General features: G+C 42.6%; 18 protein-coding genes. All 18 read left to right on the forward strand.

The genetic code is table 11. From position 1 onward, the window contains the following. Window positions 1–258 precede the first annotated feature (258 nt). A complete protein-coding gene (locus JXR81_10375) occupies window positions 259–843 on the forward strand; it encodes a threonylcarbamoyl-AMP synthase (protein ID MBN2755246.1) in 585 nt (194 codons plus the stop codon). A 30-nt stretch (window positions 844–873) separates the two neighbouring features. After that, the gene (locus tag JXR81_10380) at window positions 874–1,104 is read left to right on the forward strand and encodes a ferredoxin (protein MBN2755247.1); all 231 of its coding nucleotides are present in this window, start codon (window positions 874–876) and stop codon (window positions 1,102–1,104) included. 738 nt (window positions 1,105–1,842) lie between these two features. Next, window positions 1,843–2,451, forward strand: a complete 609-nt coding sequence (locus JXR81_10385) for a histidine phosphatase family protein (protein ID MBN2755248.1) — start codon at window positions 1,843–1,845, stop codon at window positions 2,449–2,451. Window positions 2,452–2,728: 277 nt separating this feature from the next. Next, on the forward strand, window positions 2,729–3,256 hold the full coding sequence (locus JXR81_10390) for a cob(I)yrinic acid a,c-diamide adenosyltransferase (protein ID MBN2755249.1): 528 nt from the start codon (window positions 2,729–2,731) through the stop codon (window positions 3,254–3,256). Between the two features lie 35 nt (window positions 3,257–3,291). After that, window positions 3,292–4,155, forward strand: coding sequence for an ABC transporter substrate-binding protein (locus JXR81_10395; GenBank protein ID MBN2755250.1), 864 nt, complete (start codon window positions 3,292–3,294; stop codon window positions 4,153–4,155). Further along, a complete protein-coding gene (locus JXR81_10400; protein ID MBN2755251.1) occupies window positions 4,152–5,120 on the forward strand; it encodes an iron ABC transporter permease in 969 nt (322 codons plus the stop codon). Before JXR81_10395 ends, JXR81_10400 begins: the two co-directional genes overlap by 4 nt. A 1-nt stretch (window position 5,121) precedes the next feature. Next, the gene (locus JXR81_10405; protein ID MBN2755252.1) at window positions 5,122–5,898 is read left to right on the forward strand and encodes an ABC transporter ATP-binding protein; all 777 of its coding nucleotides are present in this window, start codon (window positions 5,122–5,124) and stop codon (window positions 5,896–5,898) included. Window positions 5,899–5,914: 16 nt separating this feature from the next. Next, the gene (locus JXR81_10410; GenBank protein ID MBN2755253.1) at window positions 5,915–7,891 is read left to right on the forward strand and encodes a TonB-dependent receptor; all 1,977 of its coding nucleotides are present in this window, start codon (window positions 5,915–5,917) and stop codon (window positions 7,889–7,891) included. A gap of 244 nt (window positions 7,892–8,135) precedes the next feature. Next, window positions 8,136–8,402: a hypothetical protein gene (locus tag JXR81_10415; protein ID MBN2755254.1), complete on the forward strand. Its 267-nt coding sequence runs from the start codon at window positions 8,136–8,138 to the stop codon at window positions 8,400–8,402. A gap of 4 nt (window positions 8,403–8,406) precedes the next feature. After that, window positions 8,407–9,453, forward strand: a complete 1,047-nt coding sequence (locus JXR81_10420) for a rod shape-determining protein (GenBank protein MBN2755255.1) — start codon at window positions 8,407–8,409, stop codon at window positions 9,451–9,453. 8 nt (window positions 9,454–9,461) lie between these two features. Further along, window positions 9,462–10,256 carry a rod shape-determining protein MreC gene (mreC, locus tag JXR81_10425; GenBank protein ID MBN2755256.1) on the forward strand — a complete coding sequence of 265 codons (795 nt, stop codon included), beginning with the start codon at window positions 9,462–9,464 and terminating at the stop codon, window positions 10,254–10,256. Window positions 10,257–10,331: 75 nt separating this feature from the next. Continuing rightward, the gene (locus JXR81_10430) at window positions 10,332–10,775 is read left to right on the forward strand and encodes a hypothetical protein (GenBank protein MBN2755257.1); all 444 of its coding nucleotides are present in this window, start codon (window positions 10,332–10,334) and stop codon (window positions 10,773–10,775) included. Then, on the forward strand, window positions 10,745–12,550 hold the full coding sequence (gene mrdA, locus JXR81_10435; GenBank protein ID MBN2755258.1) for a penicillin-binding protein 2: 1,806 nt from the start codon (window positions 10,745–10,747) through the stop codon (window positions 12,548–12,550). The genes JXR81_10430 and mrdA overlap by 31 nt, the downstream gene beginning before the upstream one ends. After that, on the forward strand, window positions 12,551–13,675 hold the full coding sequence (gene rodA, locus JXR81_10440; protein MBN2755259.1) for a rod shape-determining protein RodA: 1,125 nt from the start codon (window positions 12,551–12,553) through the stop codon (window positions 13,673–13,675). It abuts the gene before it with no gap. Further along, window positions 13,675–15,129: an Rne/Rng family ribonuclease gene (locus tag JXR81_10445; GenBank protein ID MBN2755260.1), complete on the forward strand. Its 1,455-nt coding sequence runs from the start codon at window positions 13,675–13,677 to the stop codon at window positions 15,127–15,129. The genes rodA and JXR81_10445 overlap by 1 nt, the downstream gene beginning before the upstream one ends. Window positions 15,130–15,509: 380 nt before the next feature. Then, window positions 15,510–16,145: a cobalamin-dependent protein gene (locus JXR81_10450; GenBank protein MBN2755261.1), complete on the forward strand. Its 636-nt coding sequence runs from the start codon at window positions 15,510–15,512 to the stop codon at window positions 16,143–16,145. Then, window positions 16,132–17,256: a HAMP domain-containing histidine kinase gene (locus tag JXR81_10455; GenBank protein MBN2755262.1), complete on the forward strand. Its 1,125-nt coding sequence runs from the start codon at window positions 16,132–16,134 to the stop codon at window positions 17,254–17,256. Before JXR81_10450 ends, JXR81_10455 begins: the two co-directional genes overlap by 14 nt. Then, window positions 17,253–17,693: a hypothetical protein gene (locus JXR81_10460; protein ID MBN2755263.1), complete on the forward strand. Its 441-nt coding sequence runs from the start codon at window positions 17,253–17,255 to the stop codon at window positions 17,691–17,693. The genes JXR81_10455 and JXR81_10460 overlap by 4 nt, the downstream gene beginning before the upstream one ends. Window positions 17,694–17,890: the final 197 nt, after the last annotated feature.

Consider the following 17,890-nt stretch of genomic DNA (forward strand, 5'->3'; position numbering starts at 1 on the left):
GCTAAATCTGTTGAAGAAAAAGATGATAAACTTCAGAAGTCAGGGATAAAAGCATATTTGAAGGGCAAAAAGTAAATCGTCAGACATACTGTATATGTTAGAAAAAAATAAACGGGTAAAAAAAGTTTATATTTAGATTGTCAGAATACTGTTTTGCGGGACGTGCAGTAGAGCGTCTCCTTCGAAAACAGATGTTTTTGTAGGGACAGCGCTCCTGCGCTGTCCGGAAGTTAATATAGCAATCAATCCGGAGAATTAGTGAAAATAATAAAAGCGGCAAAAGGCGCTCTTACTGATAAACAGCTTCAACAGGTAATAGAAGTGCTTAAAGAAGGCGGTATTGCTGTTATTCCAACTGATACAGTTTATGGGGTTTTCTGTGCTGCTGAATGTAAAACAGCGGTAAAAAAAATATATAATTTAAAAGGGCGGGATTTTTCCAAACCGCTTCAGGTGTTTGTTTCTTCGCTGAAACAGATAAGCAAGTTTGCATTTGCCGGAAAAAACCAGAAACAATTTCTTGAAAATAAACTTCCCGGCCCTTATACGCTGATATTTAAGGCGAAACACGAAGGCGTAAAAAAAATGAAGTTCATAAAAAAAACAATAGGGATAAGGTTTGTTGAATTGGATATAATAAACACAATAATAAATGGTTCAAACAGCCCGCTTGCGGCCACTTCCGCCAATTATTCCGGAGCGGCAACGCCGGTTAAATTCAGTGATATTGATAAAGGGTTCTTAAAAAATGTTGATATTTGTATTCAATTTGATAAGATAGTCAGAGGAAAAGCGTCAACTGTCATTGATATGACAGAAGGTAAAAAAATAATAAGGCATTAACATATTTTAAATTTCAAGGAGGAACAAGAAATGGCGAACAAAGCAGCAAAGAACGCGGACAACGTCGCGGGCAAGTATTACGTTGATGATCAGTGCACATCCTGCGGGATATGCGAAGGAATGGCTCCGGATAACTTTAAATTAAAAGATGACGGCTCATATGCTTATGTAAGCGCCCAGCCGACAGCTGACCAGGAAGCGGCATGCAAAGAAGCAATGGAATCGTGCCCTTCATCCGCAATCGGTGACGACGGCGAATAGTTCTAAATTTTAATATCCCAAGGCCCCGGAGAAATCCGGGGCCTTTTTTTATTTTTATGCAGTGGTTGAAGCGAGCCTGCGAGCTGAAGCAGGCAGGATAGACGCGGGTCTACAGCCCGCTGTAATTGATTTGGGATTTGACTAAGCATCCAAGCCTCTAAGCATCCAAACATCTGACATCACAGGGCTTGGGTATATTTTTTCAGTACGCGCCGCAAATTGGTATTCTTGTATCCGAATAAATTTGAAATCACAGGCGGGTTAACGTCATTGGCAAACGTGAACTCGCGTCACATCCAAATATGCCGGCGCGGCATTAAAACGCTTCTGCCGGTCACATACTGAACTTACGCGGCGCATACTGAAAAAACACACCCAACCCCTGTATGTGTTCTTCTAATTTTCGAATTTCGAATCTTCAATATTTGTTTTATTTTTGTCTTTACTTCCGACCCTCTGTCCCTCCGTGCATCCGTCCCTCTGTCCCTCGTGTTTTTGTCCCTCTGTCCCTCGCGCCTTCTTGACACCGGGGTACTTATGTGTTAACTTTTATCCATAAGACGTTTTAGCAGGGGAAGTCCCCGTTAGATTCGGGGCGCTGTCGCGCAACGGTAAAGCCTAAAAGGCGAGCCCGGTCCACTGCTTTAACGGGAAGTACTTTCGCGCAAAAGGAAAAAGATATTCTGAAATTTCACCCGGCGCGATGCCGGGTTTTTTTATTTTATACGGAGAATAATAATGAATATTTACCTTGTAAGGCACGGAGAGACCGACTGGAATAAGAGGCTTTTATTTCAGGGGCAGACAGATATTCCGCTTAATAAAAAAGGGCTGTCGCAGGCAAAGCGTATCGGCCGGGAATTCTGCGGTAAAAAGATAGACGCGGTTATTTCAAGCGACCTTATGCGCGCGGTTCAGACTGCTGAACAGATAAAGGCCGTATCAGGGTATAAGGGCAAAATTCAGGAAGAAAAACTTTTCCGTGAACGCCATTACGGGCAGCTGGAAGGAAAAAAGTATGAATCCGGTTTAAGGGATGAAGATTTTGGCGTGGAAAATGACATAAGTTTCTTTAAACGGATAAAAAAGGGCTTTATGAAAGCCATAAAGGAAAACAAACACGGGGCTAATATTGTAATTGTATGCCACGGCGGTGTGGTAAGGGGTATACTTGCGCTTGTCCTGGAACTGCAAAATTATAAAAGGTTAAGGATGTACAACGCGTCTATTTCCGAGATTCATTTCAATAAAAAAAGAAACGCCTATTTTGTCACCCTTTTTAACAGTATTTCTCATCTGTCAAAACAGGATAGGGATGAGATAAGGGAGCATTTAAAGGGAGTGTAGTAAAGACAGGTAACAGGTAACAGGTAACAGGTAACAGGTAGCAGGTAGCAGGTAACAGGTAACAGGTAGCAGGTAGCAGGTAGCAGGTAGCAGGTGACAGGTGACAGGTGACAGGTGACAGGTAGCAAGTGACAGGTGACAGGTGACAGGTGACAGGTGACAGGTGACAGGTGACAGGTGACAGGTAGCAAGTGACAGGTAGCAAGTGACAGGTAGCAAGTGATAAGTTTTCAGCTGTAACTTGTCAGTTGACAGCTGTTACTTGACAGGAGGGTTTATGAAAAAAGGGATGGTTCAGGTTTATACGGGTGATGGGAAAGGCAAGACTACGGCAGCTGTAGGTGCCGCGGTCAGGGCTTGCGGTTCCGGGTTAAAGGTTCTATTCTGCCAGTTTTTAAAGAACGGGAAACTGGAATCCGGGGAAGAAAAAATGTTAAAAGCAATGGAAAACGTGAAGTACCTGAAGTTTGATGAAATGTCGCCGTTTTTTGAGAAGAATATTGACATGGAAGCCCTTGAAGAAAGGGTGGCTGAAGATATAGAGATTACTTTTAAAGAGATAAATTCAGGTAAGTATCAAATGGCTGTGCTTGATGAAGCAGTTCATCTTATAAGTCTTAAACTGATAAAGCAGGAAGAATTAATCCGCCTGATTAAGTTAAGGCCGGCGGGTACGGAGATTATTTTGACCGGCAGGGGGGCAGGAAAAGAATTAAAGAACACTGCGGACCTTGTGACCGAAATGAAAGAGATAAAGCACCCGTTTAAAGCCGGATTAAAGGCAAGAAAAGGAATAGAGTACTGATTGATGAAGAACATAGATAATAACAAGGAGATTTGGTGAAAAAAATAAGTGTTCTGATAATATGCCTGCTGGCGGCTCCTTTTTTAATTTTTTCAATGTCCATAACCGATGATGTGGGCAGGACTGTGGAAGTTAAAGGGCCGGTGAATAAAATAGTGTGCATATCACCCGCGCATACAGAGATGATTTATTACCTTGGGCTTGAAAACAGGCTTGCGGCGGTATCAATGAACTGCGATTATCCCGCCCAGGCAAAGCTTCTTCCCAAAGCCGGTGATTTTATGAATCCGGATGAAGAACAGATAATAAGGCTTTCACCGCAGGCGGTAATTTCCGGAGGCGGCGTGCAGAAGAGCGCCATATATAAGCTTGAATCAATGGGCGTGCCCGTTATTGTCCTTTATCCAAGGGAATTGGCTGATATTGCGTCCGACATGAGAAAATTAAACGCGCTTTTGGGCGGAGGCAGAAAAGCGGAGAAAAAAATTATTATGTTTGAAAAGAGGCTTAATAAAGCGGTATCAAAAAAGCGCGATAAAATAAAAGTATATGCTGAAATATGGGGGGAGCCGCTTATGGCTGTGTCGGAAAATTCGTTTACCGGAAAACTTATAAGCGCGGCCGGCGGCAGCAATGTGGTGGCATTCGCGGACGGTGAATATCCCAAAGTATCAAAGGAAGAGATAATTAAAGCAAATCCTGAAAAAATACTGCTTTTTTATAATCCGGAAAAAAATTTCCTGAAAAGGCCCTGTTTCTCGGCGACAATAGCAGGAAAGAATAACGGCATAACAGCTGTTACAGGTGAGATGCTTGACAGGACAATGAGGCCCGGCCCCAGAGTGGTGGAAGCTATAGAAGAACTTAAAAGAATACTGCAAGAGGGCGCGATAAAATGAAAAAAGGAATTATAATTTCTTTATTAATTTTTTGCGTGCTTATTATTACTGCCGGTTTCTCTTTATGTATTGGTTCGGCAGAGATATCGCCGTCAGCGGTATTTTCCATACTGGCAGGCGGTAATCAGGGAACGCCGGACTATATGATAATAACCGGATTAAGGCTGCCAAGGATTATTCTTGCCGTTATCGTGGGCGCTATGCTTGGCATAAGCGGGGCGGCGCTGCAGTCGCTGTTCAGGAATTCGCTGGTGGACCCGTTTATTACAGGCATCTCTTCCGGCGCCGCATTGGGCGCTTCAATAGGGATAATATCAGGCTTTTCTTTTATAATCGCGCCGGCGTTTGCGGGCGCCATGCTTGCCGTATTTTTTGTTTACACAGTTTCCATTAAAGACGGCAGGGTGAATTCATCACGCCTGCTGTTAACGGGCGTAATGACGGGCACAATGCTGTCTTCGGCTGTGATGCTTTTAAGCGCGGTAAACAGCCGTGACATAGTAAAGGTTATTTACTGGCTGATGGGCGACCTTTCAGGAAGTAATTATCAGCAGATAAAGGGCGCGGCAATACTTCTTTTAGCGGCCCTTGCCGCGGGAATTTTCTTTGCCAATGACCTTAATATAATGTCCGCGGGAGAAGAAACTGCTTCCACCCTTGGCGTTAATCCGGAATTTTTAAAACTGTTTTATTTTATTTTGGCTAGTATTGTAACCGCGGCCGCGGTCTCTTTAAGCGGGGTGATAGGATTTATAGGGCTTGTGGTGCCGCATGCTGTCAGAAAGTTTACAGGCCCGGATTTAAGGCTGCTTTTGCCGGCTTCCGCTTTATCCGGCGCGCTGTTCCTGCTTATATGCGATACCATTGCAAGGACGGTGTTTCTTCCGGGCGAGCTTCCGGTAGGGGTTATAACAGGGCTTATTGGCGCGCCTATATTTATAATTCTGGCAAAAAGGGTGAAATAAAGTGTACGGTATAAAACTTTCATCTGTTATTTTTAAATATGGACGGGACTTCACGCTTGATATTGATGCCCTTGAAATACCCAAAGGCGTTCTGACTGTTATAGCGGGAAAAAACGGAGCAGGCAAGACCACGCTGTTAAAACTTATCGCGGGCATAGCCGGCAGGCATGAAGGAAGTATTACTGTTGACGGCGGGGAAATAGAAAAAATATCAAATACGCAAAGGACCAAAATGTTTTCTTACGTGCCGCAGTCGGAAGAACAGGAATTTGCGTATACGGTAAAGGAAATAGCGGCTATGGGAAGGCGTCCGCACGGCAGCGTGCTTGGATTTTTAAATCCAAAAGACATAAAAGCGGTGGATAAAGCGCTGGAATCGGCTGATATGGCGGATAAAAGCGGGCGTGAATTCAGGACACTTTCCGGGGGCGAAAAAAGGCTTGCGCTTTTGGCGCGCGCCGCGGCGCAGGATGCCGGAACAATGCTTCTGGACGAGCCGTCAGCTTTTCTTGATATAGGGCATCAGGCAAAGGTTTATGAAATAATCCGCGGTTATAGGGACGAAGGCAGAACCGTTATAATGGTTACGCATGACATCAACGCGGTCTTTGAAACCGCGGATAATGTTGTTCTTATGAACAAAGGCAGTGTTATGGCTGCGGGAGCGGCTGAAGATGTGTTGTCTGAAAATAATATTAAAGAAGCGTATGCGTTTGACGGATTTGGGTTGTCCCGTAATCAGATAACAGGGAAAAATAATATTTTTTTAAAAATATAAATTAAACGGAGGAAAGATGAAAAGATTAATGTTAGGTTTGTTTGCAGTTATTGTTTTTTCGGCGGCGGCAACAGGTTTTACCAGTGATTACAACAGCATTCAGTCAATTTATGAATCGCAGGGAGGTAATGCGGCCGGGGATAATGCAATTCAGCAGGTGCCTCAGCAGCAGCCGGGCAAAAACACGGGCCTGTATGATTTTAAACCCAAAGCCGCGGTAACGCCGGCGGCAGATAATTCACTTGGGGAAATTGTGGTGACCGCAAGAAAAATGGCTGAATACGAAGGGCTTGTGACAAAAAGTATTGATATAATTTCTGAAGAAAAAATTAAGGCTTCCGGAGCGGTCAAACTTGAAGATGTATTGTCTGAATTGCCCGGATTATCCGTTCTTAAATACGGTTCTTATGAGGGGTTAGCTTCGCTTAATATACGCGGCGCGTCTTCCAGGCAGTCTTTGGTCCTTTATGAAGGAATTCCGCTTAATGATATTTTTACCGGGGGGGTGGATTTAAATCTGGTGGAAATGTCAGGTATAGGAAGGGTGGAAGTGATAAAAGGCGGAATGTCTTCAATATATGGAGCTGACGCGGCAGCGGGAGTTGTGAACCTTCTTAAAGAAAAAAAGAAAATGGCAATCGCGGATATTTCCGCTTCTTTTGGTTCTGATAATTTTCAGAAATACTCCCTTTCATCGGATTATAAAATAGGGGGCGTGAAATATTCAGTTACAGGAAACGAAGAAAAGAGCCCGGGTTATATGCAAAATTCCGGTTTTTTCAAGCGTTCTGCGGGGGCAAGAATATCTTTTTCCGGGGACGCGATAGATTCAAAACTTTCAGGCTATTACATAAAACGTGAAGAGGGGATACCGTTTAATCAGTTTGGGCCGTCGCCTCTGGCAAAACAGTTTGATGAACTTTTTGCCGTAGGAGCGGAAGAAACACTGAAGTTTAACGAAACCAAAGTTGTTGTAAGCGGTTATTACAGGGGCGGCGACCTTGCGTTTAAAAATCCGGACATTTACGTTGATGACAGGCACATCAAAAATGAAGGCAAGGTAAGCGTAATGTCATCGTACACAGCAGGGCCTGTAAATGTTTACGGAGGGTATGAATTTTCCAATAAAAGCGCCAAAAGTTTAAAGACGGGCAATAAATCAACAGGCAATCACGCGGTGCTGACAAACGCTACGGCTTACCTTTTTGAAAAACTTGTTTTAACAGCCGCGGTAAGGGAAGACGTGCATTCGGTTTATGGTATGGTTACAAGTTTCAGCGGCGGCGCAAGGTATTCAATTGCGGACAGCACGGATGTTTTTGCCTCTGTGTCACAGGCGTTTTCCGAACCCACGTTCGGCGATTTATTCTGGGATGAGACTCTGGATTTTGGAGGTTATATCAGTACTACAAAAGGAAATCAGGCGCTTAAACCCGAAAAATCAATGTCGTACGAAGCGGGAATTACAAAAAAAGAGGGCAATATTTCAGAGAAAATAGTGCTTTACCGAAGGGATGTAACGGATATGATAAGGTGGGTGACAGAAACAGACTGGGCGACATATGATAAATCGTCAGCAGAAAACCTTGACCGTGCTGTTATAATGGGCGCGGAAGTTGAAGCTGAATTTGTGCTGTTTGATTTTATCACTTTAACGGGGGCATATTCTTATCTTGATGCAAGGGACAAAAAGACAGGCAAAAAACTTTCATACAGCCCTGAAGACAGTGTGTATGCAAAGGCGGAATTTAAACTTCCGTTTTCTACAAAACTTTCCGCGGGCGTAAGGTATATTGATTCAAGGCTGGATAACGCGGGTGAATACATGAAAGAATACTATATTTATGACCTTTCTGTCAGGCATATTATAAGTGAAAACGCGTCAGTATTCGCAAACGTGGATAATGTGCTGGATAACAGGGAATATCAGGTGGTTAATAAATACCCGATGCAAGGCAGAACCATCAACGCGGGAGTGAATTTAAGTTTTTAAATATGCTGTAATTGAAGGCATTTTGCGGATTGTTAAGGTGTGTTATAAATGCGGATAAAAAAACGGGCTGTTTACGGCCCGTTTTTTTACTTTGTTTTAAGTGTTTTTGTTTTTTGTTTCCGTCCATCCGTGCATCCGATCTTCCGTTTTCCTGTTGCCAATACCCCCTTATTTTGTTATAATTTTTCTGATTTCAACGGTAAAACACTTAATTAAAAAATTTATATTTTAGGGAGGTATTATTATGGTTGGAGTAATTCTTGGAGTTTTGCTTTTATTGTTATTAATAGGGCTTGTTGTCCTTCAGGGAATGATAGAGTGGGGCGGCTTTGATTTTGAAAAATTCATGAATAAAAAAGGGTCGCCTGCTTCAGTACCGGCACCATCAGCGAAGGCAGAAGTTAAAAAGACCGCGGATAAAAAACCGGCAAAGAAAGCGGTAAAAACAGCACCCAAAACAGCTAAAAAGGCAGCGCCTAAGAAAGTTGTAAAGGGAAAGGGGAAAAAATAAAATGATATTGGATTATTTTCTTGGAATGTTTTCCAACGACATGGCCATTGACCTTGGAACGGCCACGACGCTTGTATATCTTAAAGGCAAAGGAATAGTATTAAAAGAACCGTCAATTGTAGCCCTTTACAAAGGGCGCGAAGTAATTGCTGTGGGTAATGCCGCTAAAGAAATGGTAGGCAAAACTCCCGGCGATGTACAGGCAATAAGGCCTATGAAAGACGGCGTCATTGCGGATTTTAACGTGACAGAAAAAATGTTAAGGTACTTTATTGTAAAGGTTCATAACAGGCATTCGCTTGTAAGCCCAAGAATTGCCATATCCGTCCCTAAAGGCGTAACGCCGGTTGAAAGGCGCGCTGTACGCGAATCCGCGATCCAGGCGGGAGCAAGGGAAGTTTACCTTATTGATGAACCAATGGCGGCGGCAATAGGCGCGGGCCTTCCTGTGGAAGATCCGGTTGGCCACATGGTTGTGGATATCGGCGGCGGAACAACGGAAGTCGCGGTAATTTCAATGGGAGGCCTTGTTGTTTTTAATTCAATCAGGACTGCCGGAGATAAGTTTGACGATGCCATCACGGCATATCTTAAAAAAGCATACAACATCCACGTCGGGGAACGCACAGCGGAAAAAATAAAAATTCAGATTGGCTGTGCCATTAAACTTGACAAGACAGAAGAAATGGATGTAAAGGGAAGCGACTTAACAACAGGGCTTCCCAGGACAATAAGAATAAATTCGGATGAAATGGCGATAGCCATTGAAGAACCGATAACCAAAATAATTGACGGCATCAAGTTTACGCTTGAACAGACCAAACCGGAACTTGCGGCCGACATAATTGACAAGGGCATTGTGCTTACCGGCGGCGGAGCCCAGCTTAGGAATTTCGACAAGAAGTTAAGGGAGGAAACCGGAGTACCGGTTCATATTGGCGAGTCCCCCCAGGAATGCGTCGTAAAAGGCGCCGGCAAGATGCTTGAAGAGCAGCTTGACGTCTTAAGAAGGCTCTCTTTTGAAGGCGAAGAAACGCACATTGCTTCTTAAAAGGCAAGATGAAACGCAGGCTTAAACTTTCACAGAAGTTATTTTACGCGGCGGTTATACTTATGACCATAATCGCCGGGATAATGGCATGGAAAAAAGGCGCGGCCGCTCCTGTTGTTAAGGCTGCCCATTCTGTTCAGCAGAAAACAGGGGATTTTGTCTATTATACATCAGATACTTTCAATTCCATAAAGCAGATCTTCAAATCCGGAAGAAGCCTTCAGTATTTAACCCAGAAAAACATGGCGCTTGACATGGAAAATCAGTCGCTTCGCGCGGAACTGGCAAGGCTTGGCCGGTTAAAATCATTAAATGACAATGAAGCTTACGGAAAAAGGGTAAGGACGCCCGCCAATGCCATAAGCACAGGCAGCGGGTTTATTCAGTTTTACGCCCTTGATAAAGGTGCAAATTACGGCGTGGAAGAAGGCGACGGTGTGTTCGCGCCGGGTGGAGTGCTTGGAAGGGTTTCAAGCGTGGGCGCTTCCACCTGCATGGTTCAGCTTTTAACGGATGTCAAAAGCAGCATCAGCGCAAGGGTTGAACGCAGCGGGGTTGCGGGCATTCTGATAGGCGCCGGAAATAACATATGCGAATTAAAATACGTCCCAAAAGAAGAAGATATTCAGCTGGGCGACGTGATTCTTACTTCTGAACTTGGCGCTTCTTTTCCGGCAGGGATTAAAATCGGCGAAGTTACAGCGGTTGACAAAAAAAGCAATAACCTTTCACTTGTAGTCCGCGTTAAGCCTTATGTAAATACAAACACGGTAAGAGAAGTGCTTGTAGTCCGTAAAAAATAAAGGAGCTTTATTATTAAAAATTTAAATTTAATAATTATTTTTCTTGCAGCCGCGGCTGTGCACGCTTACAGTTTTATGCCGGGAAGCATAATTCACGACGTGGACATGGCATATATAATAACAGCTGTATTTATTATGCGGAAAAAAGATGTAACCGCCGCGTTTGCCGCTGTTATTTTCTATTCGTACATGGACGCGCTTACAATGCCTTATTTTGGAGCCGGATTGTTTGGCGGCCTTATGACATTTTTTGTTTTCAGGTTTATTTATGCCAATTTTTATAAAGAAAATTTTATAGCCCGTGCTGTAATGGTGGTATGCGGCGCCGCGGCTGCGGTCTCTTTGCAGTGGCTGTCCGCTTTTTTATTTTACTGGGGTATTGGTTCGGCTGTGTTTCCTTTTTATGCCGTTAAGTTCTTTCTTGCAACTTCGCTGACCGGAATCTTTGTCCTTAAATTATCGGAACTTTATAACGGGGAAGGGGCAAGATGGTTAAAAACGATATTCGCGAGAATATAAAATCCGTTTATCAGAATTTTCTAAGGGTTAAATTCTTTGGCTGGATGGCCGGGGTTGCCGTCATACTGCTTGCTGGGCGTCTGTTTTACCTTCAGGTAATCAAAGGCGCTTATTATGCCAAACTTGCGGAATCCAATAGTGTCACTTTTGTAAGGGAAAGCGCTCCCCGCGGGTATATATATGACCGTAATTACAGGGCTATTGTGACCAATTCCCCCGCGTATTCGGCGGGCATAATTCCATATTACTTTAAAACAAATAATAAAATGGAAAAAGTTATAAGGGAAATAGCGGATGTGCTTGAAATAGAACCGTCAGAGATAGAAGAGAAGATGAAGGAAAGCGGGGTACATGTTTTTGAACCCATAATATTAAGGCGCGCGCTTACCTTAAAACAGCTTTCTGAACTTACGGAAAAGACAGTTGAAGTAAACGGCATCACGGTATTGCAGGAACCTCAGCGGCAGTATCCGTATGGAAGCCTGGCATCCCATGTGATAGGTTATACGGGAGAAATCACGGCTAACCAGATTAAGAACACCAAATATAAGGGGTACAGGCCCGGTGACATCATAGGGCAAACGGGCATAGAGAACTATTATGACAAAATTCTGCGCGGCAAAGACGGGCTTGTTTATATCATTACCGATGCCATGGGAAGGCAGAAAAAAATCGCGGAAAAAGTGGAATCACAGCAGGGAAAAAATATTGTGCTTACAATAGACTTCAGGCTTCAGAAGTATGCCGAACAGCTTATGGAAAATACGGATTTTAACGGCGTTATTATAGCAATTGAACCAAAGACAGGCGATATATTATGCATGGTATCCAAGCCCGGCTATGACCTGAATAATTTCAGCGGCAGGATAAACGCGAAATACTGGAAAAAAATATTAAGGGATAAAGCTAACCCGCTTAACAACAGGGCTATACAGGGATTGTATTCGCCGGGGTCAATATATAAAATTGTAACGGGTTCCGGAGCGCTTAATGAAAATATAGTTAAAACTGATGACGCGTTTTTCTGTGAAGGAATATACTGGATAAAAACCTGGCCGTATAAATGCTGGAAAAGGACGGGCCACGGGTGGGTAAGTTTTTATAAAGCGATAGAGCAGTCCTGCGATATTTATTTTTATAAGGTTTCGCTTAAGATGACAGTTGAATTGCTTTATAAATACTCTGTTATGTTCGGCCTGGGGCAGAAATCGGGGATAGACCTGCCCGGTGAAAAGTCAGGGCTTGTCCCCACAAGGGAGTGGAAAAGAAGGATATCCAGGACGCCGTGGTTTCCGGGTAATACAGTTATGATGGCTATCGGGCAGGGTTATATAACAAGCACACCGCTGCAGATATTAAATATTATGGCGGCAATGGCAAACGGCGGCTACGCCATGCAGCCGCGCCTGTTAAAAGCCGTTACAATGGATAACCGCAGGATTTTTATGAATCCGGAGCCGAAAAAACTTTTTGAAATTGAAGTTAAAAAAGAAAATATAAAGATAATGCAGGCGGCTTTAAAGCGCGTTGTAAACAACTGGGCCGGTACGGGGAAAGCCTCGCAGGTCAGGGGAATTGAAGTGGCCGGCAAGACAGGGACGGTGCAGAATGTGCACGGTGATAACCATGCCATGTTTTCGTGTTACGCGCCTTTTGAAAATCCGGAAATTGCAGTGTACGTACTTTTAGAACACGGCGGCGGCGGCGGCGAAGCGGCAGCGCCTATAGCGGGAGACCTGCTTGATTTTTATTTCAGGACGTTAAAGGAGCTTTAGATGCAAAAGTTCAGGGGATTTTTTAAACTTACTGAAAAACTGCGGCAGTATACAAAAGATATGAATCCGGTGCTTTTGGGCGCGACAATTTTGCTTATGGCAATCGGGCTTCTTGGTATCTACAGCGCGGAGTCGGATCCCGGCAAAGTGTTCTTTTCAAAACAGTCGGTCTGGTATGGAATAGGTTTTATTTTAATGATAGTTGTCGCCAATATTAACTACAACCTTGTGATAGCGGCGGCAAACCATTTTTTTGTATTGTTTATTTTTCTTCTTCTTCTTGTGCTTGTTGTGGGGCACACATCGCTTGGCGCGCAAAGATGGCTTAAAATTGGAGGGCACGGTTTTCAGCCAAGTGAATTCATGAAACTGGTTGTGGCCGCGACAGTTGTAAGGTTTCTTGTTATAAAAGGCAAGGAAGCATTTTCTTTTAAGAATCTGATGCTTGTATTAGTTATTGTTCTGGTTCCGTTTTTTTTGATATTAAAACAGCCTGACCTTGGAAGCGCGCTTATGCTTATTCCAATGACGCTTGCTATTTTGTTTCTTGGAAATATACCTGTAAAAAAACTTTCGGTAATTCTTATAATAGGAATTCTTATACTTCCTGTCGCGTATTACACGCTGCATGATTACCAGAAACAGAGGCTTCATACGTTTGTAAACCCTCATCTTGACCCGTTGGGTTCGGGCTATAATGTAATTCAGTCGCAGATTGCCGTTGGTTCAGGCGAGGTGCTGGGAAAGGGCTGGGGCAAAGGGACGCAAAGCCAGCTTAATTTTATACCCATCAAACATACGGACTTTATTTTTGCCGTGCTTGCCGAAGAGTTTGGGCTTTGGGGCGGACTTATAATCATAGGGATATATCTGTTTTTAATCATGGAAGCCCTTAAAATAATTAAACTGTGCAGGTTTACCGGCGGAAAAATGCTTGGAGGAGCCCTTGTTACAATGATATTCGCGCAGTTTTTTGTTAATGTCGGAATGAATATGGGAATAATGCCGGTTGCCGGCATAACATTGCCGCTTTTAAGCTATGGCGGAACATCGGTTATCGTCACGATGACGGCTCTGGGTATGCTTCAGAACATATACAGGGAATATATAAAGGCGGAAAAATAATGAAAAAGATATTCATTAATTCGGAAGATTTTGATACGTCGGTTGCAATAGCCGAAGACGGCAGGCTTTGTAATTTCTTTATAGAAAAAAAAGTTTATGCCAAAGCCGGAAATATTTATAAAGGCAAAATAGAAAAACTTGTGGCGGGAATGAATTTTGTTTTTGTGGATATCGGCGATTCAAAACCGGCATTCCTGTCGGAAAGGGAGTATTTTGACTCTTCAAATATTGCCGAATCCGGTATGCTTGAAGACGTAAGCGAAGCCGCGGTCATAAAACCGCAGGAAAGCATTACAGGTATATTTGAAAAAGGGCAGGAAATTCTGGTACAGGTAATTAAAGAACCCTATCAGACAAAAGGCGCGAGGCTTACCACAAATCTTATGCTGCCCGGGTATTATGTGGTGTACAGCCCTTATCTTAAACAGACAGGTGTTTCCAGAAGGATTTTAGATGAAGGTGAAAGGGACAGGTTAAAGACAATAATAGCGGATGCAAAAAATAATATCCCCGGCGATTACGGGATTATAGCGCGTACACAGGCGGAAGGAGCGGATGCGGCGGCCCTTCAGGAAGAGATACGCGGACTTCATGAAAAATGGAAGGCGGTAAAGAAAGCCGCGGATTCATCGCGCGCGCCATCCCAGATTTACTGCGAGCAGAACCTGCCGGTAAAAATAGTCAGGGAATACCTGGATTCCAACACGTCATCAATTGTGACCGATTCAAGGGAAATATATGAAGAAATGGAAAAATACCTGAAAACGGCATACAACAGGACGGTTGACCTGAACCTTTATGAAGGCAATGACCCGTTGTTTGAATATTATAACCTGCAGGGGCAGGTGGAAGGAATATTCAGCAATATTGTTTCTTTCAAAAAAGGCGGATACATAAAAATAGATTTAACGGAAGCCCTGACTGTATTTGATATCAACAGCGGCAAGTTTAAGGGGGCGGAAGATGTGGAAGCAAGCCTGCTTGCGGTAAACCTTCATGCCGCAAGGGAAATTGCGCGGCAGATAATCCTGCGTAACTTAGGCGGGCTTATAGTGATTGATTTTATTGATATGCAGTCGGAAGAAAACAGGAAGAAGGTAAAAGAAGTAATGGAACAGGAGCTTGCCAAAAGCAAGATGTTTCATAAAGTGGGGAATATAAGCGAATTCGGGCTTATGGAACTTACAAGAAAACGCGACAGCAGAAGGGTGGAAGATATATACTTTGAAGAATGCCCCAAATGCAACGGCCACGGCAGGATACTGACGGATGAAAATATCTGTATAAAATATATGAGAAAGATAAAGTATGAATGCAAAAAGATGCTTGAAGAAAACGTGGCAGTGCTTGTCCCGGAGAAGATAAAAGAAAAACTTCAGACAGAATACATAGAAACACTTCATGAATACGAGATTAAGTACAAGAAAAATATAATATTAAAGACAGAAGGGTAATTACAGGTTACAGTTGACAGGTTACAAGTAACAGCGGTAATAAAGATTATATTGCGGAGAATACAGGTTGCGTGATTTGCATTAGTTTTTGTTATGGCAGCCGTACCCTTCAGGGTGCGTGGGTTAGATTTTACTGTTTCTGCGTATTTCTCTCTTAAACTCACTTCAGTCTCCAAGCCTCTAACTTAATACCGGAGCAGTACAAGTAATGAATTCACTGTGTATTTGCAGATTCTTTATGGTAAAATTTATATATAAGGTAAAAGAAGTATGGTTTAAAGTGAAAATTGAAATGCCGGAAACGTAAAAGGCAAAGAAACAGCCCTGTGATGTTTTAAGCTGAAACATTGGCATAAATACATATATTTAGGATGGCCGGCATGATAACGCAGAAGATATATGAAACTTACAGGGAAAATCTTATTTCCGGCAACCGTATCGCCTGCAGCGGAATAACCGCGGATCTTATAAAAAACGGTATAACCTTAAAAGAACTTTATGTGGATTTATTTCAGAGGGCAATGTATGAAGTGGGGAGGCTTTGGGAGGAAAACATTATTACACCCGCGGTTGAACACATGGCTACCGGTATAACCGAATACTGCATGTCTTTGTCTTACCCGCTTATATTTGGAGCAGACCATAAGAATAAAACTGTTGTTATATCCTGCCTGGCAAATGAATATCATCAGATAGGCGCCAAGATGGTAGCCGACATCTTTGAAATGCACGGCTGGCATGGGTACTTCCTTGGGGCAAATACCCCGGTTGAAAACCTTATTACTCTTATAAAAGATAAAAAACCGGATGTTTTAGGCCTGTCTATCAGTATTTATTTTAACATGCCGCAGCTTATAAATACCGTAAAGCTTGTAAGGCGGCAGTTTGCTGATCTTGTTATATTAGCCGGCGGGCAGGGTTTAAAGCGTTACGCGGGGGAATTCGTTCAATACGAAAAAATATTTGTTATAAATTCAATTTCAGAACTTGAAAGGTATATTAATGAGAACAACTAAAGAAAATATTGTAAATGAATACATGCATAAAAATAACCTTATTTTTTATTTTGTTGTCCAAAAAGACGGAAAAGTCACCGATTACAATGAATTTGCCTCTCTTTTTGTCAAGAACGGAAACCCCATAGAGTCTATTAAGGAAGTGTTTATTGACTTTTTTGAAAGAATGAATATCCGGCAGCTTACAGAGAACCCTGATTTAGAGCACTTGTTCAGCATAAACAGCCATAAAGGCATTCCGGAAGCTTTTTATTTTTCCTTTTATGAAATTAATGGCGAGTATCTGATTCTTGGAAGAATGGATGTGATGGAGATAGAAGAGTTTCAGTCCAAATTGATTGCGCTGAATAATGAACTAAGTAATTTGTCGCGTGAACTTCATAAAAGCAACGCTGAACTTAAAAAGATGAATGACATGAAAAACAGGTTTCTTGGCATGGCTGCCCATGATTTAAGAAAACCGATAACGGTTATTAAGGGGTACACAAGCCTTCTTTTAAACGGCGCTGCCGGGGAGCTTGGCAAAAGGCAGTCTGAATTTATAACCGCCATTGAATCTTCATCGGTTCACATGGAAGCGCTGGTAAATGATTTTCTTGATGTTTCTGTCATTGAATCGGGGACATTGGAGCTTGTTTATTCTGATATCAGCCTTGAAAAAGAAATTGAAGAGATGCTTCACCTGAACAGGATTAAAGCGGAAAACAGAAAAATTAAACTGCATATAAATATATCCCCTGATACCGGGGTGATTTCAGCGGATAAAATGAAACTGCAGCAGGTACTGGATAACATAGTGGGGAATGCGGTTGAATTCACTCCGGCAAGCGGAAATGTTATATTGAATGTTTTTACGGAGGCAAATAATGTGGTTTTTGAAGTCTTGGATGAAGGGCCGGGCATCCCGGAAAATAAAATGGATTCATTATTTAAATATTTCGGAAAAACCGGCGCTGTAAAAGCTTCCGGGGACAAAAGTACGGGGCTTGGCCTTATTATCTGTAAAAAAATTATTGAGCAGCACGGCGGCCGGATAATGGCTGAAAATATAATTCCCAAAGGCGCTAAATTTACTTTTATTTTGCCAAAAAAAAGGGGTGACGGAAAATGAACAGGGATATGCTTGTTGAAAGCGCAAAAAAGTTAAAACAGCCTTCAGAAAAAAGCACGGGTGAATATTCCGGGAAAAGGGCGAAAATTGCGGCGGAAATGAATATTTTGATGGAGGCAAGGAAAGATATTCTTGAACTTACGGGGAATAACAATCTTGAAATGATGAAAGATAATAATAATAATCACTCTATGTTCATGGATTCCTTATTTACCGCTTTTAACCCTGAAGTTATTGCGGATACGGTTATCTGGGTATTCAAAGTTTATGGAAGCCATGGTTTTGGTGATTTGTATTTTTCGGCAACACTGGAAGGGTGGCTGACTGTTCTAAAAAAAGAATTATCCCCGGAAGCTTATGATGAGATATATCCGTTTTATAAATGGATGATTGTCAATATTCCGGCTTTTGCAGAGCTTGCCGGAGAGAAAAAGTAAGATTGGAGCCGCCGCTGAAAGTTTTTATTCAGTGTTTGTGTTTTATTTTTTAATGTAGAGACGCAATATATTGCGTTTCGTTTTTTTGTTGGTGCACTATTAGATGTCTAATATGATGACAATTTAGGGGTCTTAACAACGGGATAATGATTCAGGAGGTTATATATGAACTGCGATAATTATCAAAAAAATTTAAA

It is taken from the genome of Candidatus Goldiibacteriota bacterium, from assembly GCA_016937715.1.
GTDB lineage: Bacteria > Oederibacteriota > PGYV01 > PGYV01 > PGYV01 > PGYV01.

What these genes read in the sequence shown, in the direction of transcription:
- JXR81_10380 (MBN2755247.1), top strand. Translation starts at nt 874, where the DNA reads ATGGCGAACAAAGCAGCAAAGAACGCGGACAACGTCGCGGGCAAGTAT.
- JXR81_10385 (MBN2755248.1), top strand. Translation starts at nt 1,843, where the DNA reads ATGAATATTTACCTTGTAAGGCACGGAGAGACCGACTGGAATAAGAGG.
- JXR81_10390 (MBN2755249.1), top strand. Translation starts at nt 2,729, where the DNA reads ATGAAAAAAGGGATGGTTCAGGTTTATACGGGTGATGGGAAAGGCAAG.
- JXR81_10400 (MBN2755251.1), top strand. Translation starts at nt 4,152, where the DNA reads ATGAAAAAAGGAATTATAATTTCTTTATTAATTTTTTGCGTGCTTATT.
- JXR81_10410 (MBN2755253.1), top strand. Translation starts at nt 5,915, where the DNA reads ATGAAAAGATTAATGTTAGGTTTGTTTGCAGTTATTGTTTTTTCGGCG.
- JXR81_10415 (MBN2755254.1), top strand. Translation starts at nt 8,136, where the DNA reads ATGGTTGGAGTAATTCTTGGAGTTTTGCTTTTATTGTTATTAATAGGG.
- mreC (MBN2755256.1), top strand. Translation starts at nt 9,462, where the DNA reads ATGAAACGCAGGCTTAAACTTTCACAGAAGTTATTTTACGCGGCGGTT.
- JXR81_10430 (MBN2755257.1), top strand. Translation starts at nt 10,332, where the DNA reads ATGCCGGGAAGCATAATTCACGACGTGGACATGGCATATATAATAACA.
- mrdA (MBN2755258.1), top strand. Translation starts at nt 10,745, where the DNA reads ATGGTTAAAAACGATATTCGCGAGAATATAAAATCCGTTTATCAGAAT.
- rodA (MBN2755259.1), top strand. Translation starts at nt 12,551, where the DNA reads ATGCAAAAGTTCAGGGGATTTTTTAAACTTACTGAAAAACTGCGGCAG.
- JXR81_10445 (MBN2755260.1), top strand. Translation starts at nt 13,675, where the DNA reads ATGAAAAAGATATTCATTAATTCGGAAGATTTTGATACGTCGGTTGCA.
- JXR81_10450 (MBN2755261.1), top strand. Translation starts at nt 15,510, where the DNA reads ATGATAACGCAGAAGATATATGAAACTTACAGGGAAAATCTTATTTCC.
- JXR81_10455 (MBN2755262.1), top strand. Translation starts at nt 16,132, where the DNA reads ATGAGAACAACTAAAGAAAATATTGTAAATGAATACATGCATAAAAAT.
- JXR81_10460 (MBN2755263.1), top strand. Translation starts at nt 17,253, where the DNA reads ATGAACAGGGATATGCTTGTTGAAAGCGCAAAAAAGTTAAAACAGCCT.